This window comes from Mycobacterium timonense, from assembly GCF_025821985.1.
Lineage (GTDB): Bacteria > Actinomycetota > Actinomycetes > Mycobacteriales > Mycobacteriaceae > Mycobacterium > Mycobacterium avium.
The window spans coordinates 1-7,928 of the sequence record NZ_JACKSY010000035.1; the positions used below are offsets into that span (position 1 = coordinate 1).

Below are 7,928 nucleotides of genomic sequence, written 5' to 3' on the forward strand. Positions count from 1 at the left end.
CGGGCATTTCGCCACCGATATCACCCACGCCGCCGAACTGCGCGATCAACACACCAAAACCGCCGCGCTGATCGAACTACGCCGCCAGCAATATCGGCAACGCACCGGCCGCGAGCTCACCGACGACAACGTCTGGATCCGTGAGCGGCTGCGCGAGCTGAACTCCCTGCAGGCCATCTTGGAGCGGCTGGCAGCCGATGCCGGCACCCCCGAATCCGCCATCTCCGGCGCCGGCACCTTCCGACGGCTTCCGTTGCACGTCATCGCCACCCGCGGCGCCCACGATTCGGCACTGCGCAAAGCCGACCCCCGCGCTGACGCATGACCGTCTCGCAGGCCTCGCTCGACGCTCTGGCACGCCATACCCAAATGAGACGGGATTCGGTGAACTCACGAGTCCTCAAGGCCCTCAAAGACCTACGCCGCGAAAAGGCGCCAATCAGTATCAGCAGCGTGGCCCGCCGCGCCGACGTGACCCGCAAGAGCATCTACCACCGGCCCACGCTACTTGCCCTGATTGAAACCCACCGAACCGTGACGGTGGTCCCTGACGAGCCCGCGCCGGCAGCGGCCGGCCCAGAATCCAGCATCGTTGCGGCGTTGCGCTTGCGGCTGACCGCCAAAGACGCCCAGATCGCGGAGCTGAAAGCCGCCCTGCGTGAACGCGATCAGACCATCGCCGTGCTGCATGGAGAGATCGACAAACTCCACGCCGGCAGCTGAGGCCTGTGCCCAGCCTGGCGCGCAGGCCGGGAATTACCTCACACTTGCGGGCAGCTATCAAGTCCGTCGATGACAGCATGAAGCCGCGAAGGATGCGATTGCCGCGTAGAACTAGGTGATCTGAGGCCGGGGCGACCCTATTGCCCCGCAATGAGAACGCGGCCCTCGTCTTCGCAACTCGCGACGAAGTCCGGCGGTGAATCCACCCGGGCGACTCGCCCGCTCTTGAGCACATTGCGCAGTAGTGATTCGCAGTACTGGTGCAGATCGTCGTTTGCCGTCAACTGCACGTGGCGGCGCAGAACCTGGTCATCGATGGCTTCCTTGCCCTGGACGCAGGAGGAGCACTCAGGATCGGCAGCCGCGGCCGGCGCAAGGACCAGCGCGACGGCGGCGAGGCCCGCCGCCAATCTCCATCCGACATTGCAGCTCACGGCGTCGAGCATACTCACGCGGCTGGCTGGCGCCCGCGGATTTCGGCTGGCGGAGCCTAGAAGGTCCACGAACCAGACGGCTCAAGGACGAAGCCGCGGTTGAGAACCGGATCGATGCAGGCGGTCAGCCGATCACCTCCGACTGCGCAGGTGATACCAGCCGTGGTGATCTTTTGGCCGACGTTGAGCGGCGGCGTGGTGAGAATCGGGCACCCGGTGCCTTCCTGGAAGCTGTACGGACCCAGATCGGTGGGCAGCGATGTCGGCGATCCCACCGCTGAGCAGCCGTCCTTTCCCCGCGGAGCGTCATCAGGCAGGCCCGGCAGCGGCCCAGCACAACTAACGCTGACGTGCTCGCCCGGATGGTCGGGATGCGGAACGCTGCACTGGATTCCGTCAGGGGTAACAAAATACGCACCGCCCCCGGCACGGCCGGAAGCGGTATACGGTGCGGGATCGACCGGCTGGAACGCGTCGAGATCGGGGAATTTCGGTGGTTCGGCGTGGGCGGTGCAGGCGCTGATCACCGCGGTGCCGATGACCGCAGCGGTGGCGTTGAAGGTCTTGCTCAGCACTTCTGGCCGCCTTCCTAGTGTTGGACGTCGAACGTCGTTGTCCATGTGTTGGGGTCGTAGGTAGGCCCGGGCGGCCACGTACTCACTCGCAGTTGAATCTGCTCAACCCCGGTCGCCGGGTCGAGCGACGTTCCCATGACGGTTGGTCCGTACACCGTCGGAAGCTGGCCTTGGCTTAGCAGCGTTTGGGGGGCAGCGCCCATCAACCCTTGCGGAGTAGCGGCGCTGATGGCCTGCACAGGTCCGCCGTTGGTCGCTCCGACGAGCATGTATCCGCCGCCGCTTAACGCGACGAGTTGGCTTTCGCGATCACCGGGAAGGCTGACATCGCCGACGTGCTGCAAGGAACTGATCCAGCTGTTGGGCTGGGCCGGGTCGATCGGTCCCGATACCCACATGCCCCGCGTGAGATCACCGTTTCGGTTGCTGGTGTTGCCGACGATCACCATCTGATTGGTCGCGGCGTCGTAAACGCCGCTGGCTTGGTAAATTCCGGGCAGGTCACCGACTTTGACGGGATGGGCGGGGTCCGTGTAATCCCACACCGCTCCGTTGGTCACGAACTGGTTGACCCCTGGGACCTCGGTTCCGTCTGGGTGACTGAAGAACGCATACCGGTGGCCGTCGGGGCCGAGCGCCGTGCCGGTCGGCAGCGGCCGGGTGCCCGGTGGGCCTTGGGCCAGCTCGGAAGCTGGGCTGCGTGGCACGCCATCTCGCGGGTCACCGCCGAAGACCGGACCTTGGCCATCCTGGAATTGGTCTTGGAGGTCGTACCCGTTCTGTTCGTGTTGGGGCGTGGCCGCCGGACCCTTGATGGTGGGATCGCGGTGTACGTCATCCACCAGCACGACGTGCGGTTGCCCGTCGCCGGCCCCACCGTCGGCGCCCTCGTCGCCGAAGCTGAACCCGTGCAAATCGGCCGAGGCGGTGGTGAGGTTGCGGGAGATGTCGGCTTCGTCGCCGACGAGCTTGTAGACCTTGGACATGAGGAAGCTCCGGTGCTCCTGGGCTGCCTGTTCGCGTTGCTCGAGTTCCGCGGCGGAGCTGTACCAGGTAATCCGGTCGGTGACCGACCAGTCCTCCCCGACCTGGAAATTGTCGCCCTCGACTTCGTCGACGGTGTCGAGGATCGACCTCTTGTTGCCGTCCTGGGCGTCGGCGCCGCGTTCGGCGATCCCCGCGACGGTGTCGGTGATATCGGCGGGATGACGGATTTTCACCAGGTCGAGGTAGGCGCGGTCTTGGAAGGCTTCGGCACCGGCCCCGGTCCAGTCGGTTCCACCCGGGCGCAGGGAGGCGTTGTGTACCTCGGTGAATGCGGATTCCCAGGTGCGTCCGAGACTTCTCCAAGCGGCGGCATTGGTGCGCAGGTGATCCCAGTTCGCGGCGCGGACCTCCGACAAGGTGGGTAGACCAGGCATGGGGGCGCTTACCTGCCTATCCCGAGTCCGGCTGATCCGCCGTCGCCACCCGAGCTGCGCGGGACCAGCGGGGGTATGCCCGACGGCAGTCCACCGGCTCCGCCGTCGGTGCCCGAGCCGGCGGGCAGGTGCGAGCCAACCGCGGTGAGCCGCTGCGCGCTGTGGTCGTCCTGGTTCTGGTACGCGCTCGCCGCCTTGATGAGCTTGCTGCCGTTCGCCGTCATCCGGGATTTGCAAGCGGTGCCGACGGTGCGCATACCGGCATTGACCGTGCTCGCGGCTGCCCCGGTGGACTGCCACGCCGAGATGGTCTCCGCGGGCAGAGCCGGTGCAACCTGACCGGACAGTGCCTCGCAGCGCTGCGCGAACTCGCGCAAGCTGGCCGGCGTGACCCTCAGGACGGGGGAGGTCATGGGGGAAGCGTAGTGGGCATCGCAGAATCTTGTGAACATTGTTCTGGTCGCCCACAGCCACAGCCGCCTACGGCATTGCTATCCAGCCCGCGGGTAGCCGGGGTAGCCGCGCGAACAGCCAGGATTGTGGTCAGATCCCAAGCTGTTGCCGCAAATCGTCGAGTTGGGATTGGGCTCGGTCAAGGACCTCAGCGGCCGTCTCCCGGCAGTACCTGAAGGTTGTGTCGCCTTCAACGACGACGAGGTGGGTGTCCCCGCTGAGGATGAGGTGTGCCGATTTCCCGGACCTGTGGGCGGCGCACTTGCGCGGGTGGTTGGTCCGGGGAGTCTCAACATGGACGTGGCGCAGTATCGACTTGGTCGGCATCTGAACTCCTGTCGTCCGCGGTCTTGTTCGGGCTCAATTGTGTTGGCTGAGTTGGCTTGCCAAAGTGTCACGGACGTTGTCGCCGATTTCGTCGATGCGGTCGAAGATGGTTTGGAGCTGTTGGCGTGACCATTCGCCGCGGGTGCCGTTGGGCATCCCTACCGCCTCGTTGATCGCCGTATTCATGCGTCGGATGACAATGGTTGAGTTGTGCTGACGCTGGCCGCCGGTGATCGCCATAAGTCGATAGCCGCGGTGCGCCAGGCCTAGTTCTGTGAGGACGCGGCTAGCTACCGCCTTCGTGCGCTGGTTGACGCGGGTTTTGGCCGATTGGCGTTGCCGCTGCGGTGAAACGGGTATCGGCTGAGGGGTGGGGGCTGCGGAGGCGGCTTGCTGAGCGAGGAGACGTTCTCGTAGCTGTTCACGGTCGACGAGGGCACCGAGTTTGACGCCGGGAGCGACTTCGCGGTCGAGTAGCTGATCGAGCACCCGATCGTCAGCGGGGTCGAGGTAGGTGTGCTCGACGAAGTCGGTCAGGATCTCGTTGTCGACAAGCATGCCTCCATCGAATCGACGGGTCCGGGACCCGCCGCTGGTAGCCGGGTCAGCGTCCTGGTCGGTCTGACCGATGACCCAGGAGTGGACGAGCTCTTGGTCATCGAGATCGAGTTCACGGAACTCGGTCCAGCGGGCGTCGTTATTGAGGCCGACGTGGGAAATGATGTGGCCTTGGTTGTCCGGGTGGTCGGGTGCTGAGTCCTGCAAGACGCGCATGACCCGACCGACGAACTGGATGTAGGGGGCCAAGCTGCGGAATGGGCGGAAGATCGCTGCGACGCTCAAGCGCGGATGGTCGAAGCCCTCGCCGAGCATCTGGACTTGGACGATGCAATCCAGTTGACCCTGCCGGAGTCGTTCAATGACGGCGTCTTGGTCGTCGGGGTCCATGTCGGAGTGGATTTCGGCGGCGCGGTAACCGCACTCGCGGTAAATGCTGGCGATCTGCCGCGCATGGTCGACTGAGCATGCTGCGGCAATGACCTGGTGCGGGATGCCTGTCTGTGCCCGCATCCGTTCGCACTGCTGAATGCTGGCCTCGACGATGTGCCGATTGCACTCAGGGCTCAGCGCCACCCCCCGACGAAACCAGGCCTCTTCACGAAGTTGGAGGACTTCCTCAAGGGTGTGTCGACGGGTGTCGTCGCGGTAGGTGAAGTAGATCTCCGACGGGGCGACGTTACGTGAGTGGATCTGTTTGATGTAGCCGTTGATCATCGCCCGGGTGAAGGGGTACCGATAGACGACCTCGCCGTGTAGTTGCTGCTGATCCGAGCGGAACGGCGTGGCAGTCAGGCTGACGATCTTGGCGTTGGGGAATCGGCGAAAGACTTTCTGCCAGCTTTCGGCCGCAGCATGGTGTCCTTCGTCAACGAGGATCATGTCGAAGAAATCCTCAGGAAACTGAGGCAGCCAGCGGTCGGCCTGGCTGGCCAACTGCTGGATGTTGCAGACCACGAAGTGGCTTTCGATCGCGTCGTGGATATTGGCATTAGGTCCGTCGAGCACCGCCATCCAGGGGCCGGCTGTGAAATCTGAAAGTACCCGGCATTTCGCCCAGAAGCACTGCGGGCTGGTGATGTCCACGGCGTCGGCCACACCCTTGCGGATCGTCAAGTTCGGTGTGATGACCAGCACGCGCCCACGCGCGACCCCGAAGGGCAAGGTGGCCATGATGCCGGTTTTGCCGCAGCCCACCGGAATCTGCACGATCGCGGGGCTGGTGCCGGCGGCGAAGTGTTCACGCACTGCACGATGAGCCTCACGTTGCGGTTCCCGTAACGCGTCGTTGGCCTCGACGTCCGCATTCGCGGTGATGAACACGATGCTGTCAGCGCCGGCCGCAGCGGCTTCTTCGGCCCGGCGGTATTGCAGCCGAAACGGTTCCAAGTCAGCCCGCTGGTAGTAGCGGTACTCGCTTCCGGGCCGGCGCAGGGCCTTCAGCGTGCCGTCGCGATCCCATCGCCGGAGTGTTTGCGGTGATACGCCGAGATAGGCAGCGGCCTCCGCCACCCGCAAATACTCTTCATCAGCCATAGTTGGGACTATACAAGGTGACTAACCTTATACAACCCTGGCCACCGCTGAACGTCGCGTGTCGGCGAGGCGTGTACCGGGCTCTCAGCGGCTTGTTGTCCCTGCATCGCGAAGATGACGCGGATTCGGGCCCGGGGGCGCGCCGCCGGGACCTCCAGGTGGGCTATGCGACCGCGTTCGCGACCGTCGGCCACAACGACCCCGCCAAGCCGGGGCGGCAGATAGCCGGAATCCCGGCCGCTACGCGACGTCGTCGAAGGATGCAATCGCCCCGGAGAAAGGAAGCCCGCGCATCACGGACTCCATGTACGCCCAGTCGGGCGTGCCGTCCTTTTTAGCCGGAAGTCGAATCTGGGTCTTCTTCATCCGCGTCAGGTTCCACTTGTAGCCGTAGGTGAATCGGTAGCGCTCGAAGCGGATCACCGCCGCGACGAACAGCAGCGCCCAGTACGAGATCTCTGCCTTCGGGATGAGTACGTTAACGTCGTCGCTCGCGCAGAACGGTCGGTCCTGATAGAAGGCGACACCTACGGAGTTGCCGTTGTATGGAACGGTGAGGCAATGAGCCTCGAAGGTGGGTTCGAGGTCGCACATGTCGGTGATGCCGTTGTTCTTCTCCGAAGCCCCGATGAACCTAGTGGCTCCTGGTACACGATTGGCCTTGGTGACCCGCTTGCCCTTCTTGACGGTGAAGAGGTCTTCGAAGGTGAACTCTCGCCACTTGGTCGTGTCCCCAAGTTCCACCTCGCTGCGCTCTGGCCGCGCCATCCCTTCGATCGTCGGGATCTCGCCGCTGTCCACCCAGTCGGGTACTTCGGTGGGAATCTCGATGGCGGCTAGTGTTCGGTTCGCCTCGCGCCCGAAGGCCGTGTAGCGGAAGGCGTTCGCTCTGATGCACATGGCGTAGTAAAGCCTGTGTAGCAAGGGCATCTCGGGATCGATGGGTCTAAGCACGGCGACGTTCTGAGCGGTGTAGAACGGGCGCTGCTGCACGTAGGTGGAGAGCAGGCGCGCACCACCGAGGGCCACCGTCAAGAGGTTCTCACGGTACGGGTTGAGACCTGGTACAGGCTTGACGTACCCTGCGACGCCCGACTTTCCGTTCAGGCCACCCATTCTCCCGACGAATGCGATCCCTTCGGATTTGTCGGCCTTCACCATCTTGTTCATGTCGAGTTTGTTCCCGTACGAGACACGGAACAGGTCGCTGACGGTGGTCATTCTTCGTCCTCGCTGCCGGACTCTTCGTCGGTTTCCATGGAGGTGCTCATGCCGAACATCGCGTAGTCGAGCAGTACTCGTTCGAAGTCTTCCTTGCTGAGCTTCGAGTAGTCGGTCTCCATGTAGGCTTCGGCGACCCATTCGTCGTCGGCGGTGACCTTCTGTGCCACGGATTCGCCTGCGTGAACCTCACGGTTGCGGAACATCTCGACCCAGTGGTCACGGATGCCTGGCCAAGTATGGTGTTTGTCAATGCGTCCAAGGTGTTTGGTCTTGATGAAGCCATCGTCGCGCCAGTAGCCGAACCACGATTTCTTGTTCGACGTCGCATGTGGGATGCCAGCAGTGAAGACCATGATGCAGGTGATAACCCCGACCGGGTAGAACACCTCGGGAGGCATGGACATGACCGCTTCGAGCGTGTGCTTCTTGAGCAGGTTCCTCTTGTGGTCGCTTGGGGCGGTCGCGCACGAGATGGGAACGATGGCTATGCCCGTGCCGCCCTTGGTCAGACTGTCGAGCATGTGCTCCACGAAACGTAATTCGTGAAGGTCTTCTGAATCGCCCTGGTTTTGATGGAGGCTCGTGCTATTGGATTTCGACCAGTGGGTGGTCGGTCCGTTTCGTAGCGTAGAACGCGGCCTCGAACTCTGCTGGAGGTACGTCGTTGAGGTAGCCGT

8 protein-coding genes and 1 pseudogene are annotated in these 7,928 nt (G+C 63.6%); 2 read left to right on the top strand and 7 right to left on the bottom strand.

The features are described 5' to 3' along the window. Both H7I87_RS09950 and H7I87_RS09955 read left to right on the top strand, forming a co-directional pair. Positions 1-325 (top strand): annotated as a pseudogene (locus H7I87_RS09950) (tyrosine-type recombinase/integrase); the annotation flags it as partial. Continuing rightward, positions 322-723 carry a hypothetical protein gene (locus H7I87_RS09955; protein ID WP_033722301.1) on the top strand — a complete coding sequence of 134 codons (402 nt, stop codon included), beginning with the start codon at positions 322-324 and terminating at the stop codon, positions 721-723. The pseudogene H7I87_RS09950 and the gene H7I87_RS09955, both read left to right, overlap by 4 nt. A 137-nt stretch (positions 724-860) precedes the next feature. Here the strand turns inward: H7I87_RS09955 and H7I87_RS09960 are convergent, their stop codons facing one another. From H7I87_RS09960 to H7I87_RS09990, 7 genes are all read right to left on the bottom strand, one after another. Further along, complete coding sequence (locus H7I87_RS09960) at positions 861-1,169, bottom strand: hypothetical protein (protein ID WP_011723603.1); 309 nt, start codon at positions 1,167-1,169, stop codon at positions 861-863. A 44-nt stretch (positions 1,170-1,213) separates the two neighbouring features. Continuing rightward, a complete protein-coding gene (locus H7I87_RS09965; RefSeq protein WP_011723602.1) occupies positions 1,214-1,732 on the bottom strand; it encodes a hypothetical protein in 519 nt (172 codons plus the stop codon). 14 nt (positions 1,733-1,746) lie between these two features. Continuing rightward, positions 1,747-3,153, bottom strand: a complete 1,407-nt coding sequence (locus tag H7I87_RS09970) for a hypothetical protein (protein WP_011723601.1) — start codon at positions 3,151-3,153, stop codon at positions 1,747-1,749. Positions 3,154-3,161: 8 nt separating this feature from the next. After that, positions 3,162-3,566: a type VII secretion target gene (locus H7I87_RS09975; RefSeq protein WP_033722300.1), complete on the bottom strand. Its 405-nt coding sequence runs from the start codon at positions 3,564-3,566 to the stop codon at positions 3,162-3,164. 400 nt (positions 3,567-3,966) lie between these two features. Then, on the bottom strand, positions 3,967-6,027 hold the full coding sequence (locus H7I87_RS09980) for a DEAD/DEAH box helicase (RefSeq protein WP_062895032.1): 2,061 nt from the start codon (positions 6,025-6,027) through the stop codon (positions 3,967-3,969). A gap of 240 nt (positions 6,028-6,267) precedes the next feature. Beyond that, complete coding sequence (locus H7I87_RS09985; protein ID WP_042791486.1) at positions 6,268-7,248, bottom strand: restriction endonuclease subunit S; 981 nt, start codon at positions 7,246-7,248, stop codon at positions 6,268-6,270. Then, the coding region (locus tag H7I87_RS09990) for an N-6 DNA methylase (protein ID WP_372512388.1) at positions 7,245-7,928 on the bottom strand (684 nt) is incomplete at its 5' end. The genes H7I87_RS09985 and H7I87_RS09990, both read right to left, overlap by 4 nt.

What these genes read in the sequence shown, in the direction of transcription:
- H7I87_RS09955 (WP_033722301.1), top strand. Translation starts at nt 322, where the DNA reads ATGACCGTCTCGCAGGCCTCGCTCGACGCTCTGGCACGCCATACCCAA.
- H7I87_RS09960 (WP_011723603.1), bottom strand. Translation starts at nt 1,169, where the DNA reads ATGCTCGACGCCGTGAGCTGCAATGTCGGATGGAGATTGGCGGCGGGC.
- H7I87_RS09970 (WP_011723601.1), bottom strand. Translation starts at nt 3,153, where the DNA reads ATGCCTGGTCTACCCACCTTGTCGGAGGTCCGCGCCGCGAACTGGGAT.
- H7I87_RS09975 (WP_033722300.1), bottom strand. Translation starts at nt 3,566, where the DNA reads ATGACCTCCCCCGTCCTGAGGGTCACGCCGGCCAGCTTGCGCGAGTTC.
- H7I87_RS09980 (WP_062895032.1), bottom strand. Translation starts at nt 6,027, where the DNA reads ATGGCTGATGAAGAGTATTTGCGGGTGGCGGAGGCCGCTGCCTATCTC.
- H7I87_RS09985 (WP_042791486.1), bottom strand. Translation starts at nt 7,248, where the DNA reads ATGACCACCGTCAGCGACCTGTTCCGTGTCTCGTACGGGAACAAACTC.